Origin of the sequence: Campylobacter concisus, assembly GCF_902460895.1 — a bacterium.
Taxonomy (GTDB): domain Bacteria; phylum Campylobacterota; class Campylobacteria; order Campylobacterales; family Campylobacteraceae; genus Campylobacter_A; species Campylobacter_A concisus_BC.
Window position 1 is genome coordinate 1 of record NZ_CABPVL010000028.1, and the last position, 1,387, is coordinate 1,387.

Annotated in this window: 1 protein-coding gene; it reads left to right on the top strand. The window is 27.8% G+C overall.

Going from position 1 to position 1,387, the window contains the following annotated elements; translation table 11 throughout:
* On the top strand, positions 1 to 836 hold an 836-nt coding region (locus F3G98_RS10645; RefSeq protein ID WP_188117008.1), incomplete at its 5' end, for a hypothetical protein.
* Between the last annotated feature and the right edge of the window lie 551 nt (positions 837 to 1,387).

Genomic DNA, 1,387 nt, shown 5'->3' on the forward strand with positions numbered 1-1,387 from the left:
ATAATAAAGTTGTTGGTATAGATAAAGGTTTAAACGATAATCAAGTAGTTGATCTAACTTTCTGGGAAGCATTGGCTAATGGATATTTTAAAGGAGATATTGATCAAATACTTACACCACCAGTTTTTGCATTGGTTAATTTTTATAAAAATGGTATATTTCCGGATAATGTATTGATAAATGAGGTGCCTGATACAAATGAATATAAAACACAATATAACTTATCAGATCAACATGATTTTGAAAAATTGAGAGCAACTACGGATCAAACATATGATAATTTAAGTAAAGATACTAAAATAGTTTTTATGAATGGCATGGATAATACTTTAGAGGAAGCTAAAAAAAGCGTAAATTTAATAAAAGAAGATTTTGGCAAAAATGTTGGATTGATAAACAATGCTACTGGCAAATATTTAGGTATTTTAGAAGATGCTATAGAGTGGCTACCAAACTATAAAACAACGAAAGATGTTTTGAATGCATATAAGCTAAAAAATCTTTCAAACGATACAACGCTAATAACTCACAGTGCTGGCAATGAAGATATATTTAAGGCCAATTCAATAAACAAAGTATTAGGGGTAAATACGCCTTACAATCTAATAAGTGTAGGCTCACCAAAATCAGCCACTAAGCTTAAAGAAAGTACAAATGGTGTGGGGGCAAATTTCATAATACAAGTTAATCATGAAAATGATCCGGTAGCAAATGGTATTCTTAATTCAGATGCAAATTATGAATTTAAAACTTTGAATGACGTAGAAATATATCATCCTTTTAGTACGTACTATCACGAAATAAAAGAATATATTAAAAATGGGCAAAAAAGATGAATGATAGGCTAAAATACATGATCATCCTAGGGTATTTTTTAGTTATATACTCTGGGATTATCATGGTGTATCTTGGCTATTCCTATAAGATTTCTCTACTATTATTTTGTTTATTTAATTTAATGGTTTTCTTAAGAATACTTTACACTATAAATTTTAGGGATAACCCACTAAAAATTGTTACAGTTTTTCTTAGCATACTTTTGTTTGCTGTTTCTATGGTTATTTTTGTATTTTCAGAAAGACTGATAATGAATGCAATTTTATGCGGTATGGATGGGTATGGGTATTTGCGTAGACATGGCTATATAGATTGTAGTTGCGCAGATCTATTGCCAGGCGATCATCTTTTTTGGGATATTTTGTCAACTTTGTATTATCCGATATACATATTTATATTCATCAAACCTTTTGTAGGATATTTAAAAAAGAACACACAAATATCTAAAAAAATATTATAAAATCAAAATTTATATAGAAATAGTAAGAAGTTAAAAATAAAGAAAGTAAATAAAAATGAAAAATAATTTGTTAATTTTTTTAAAAGTTTG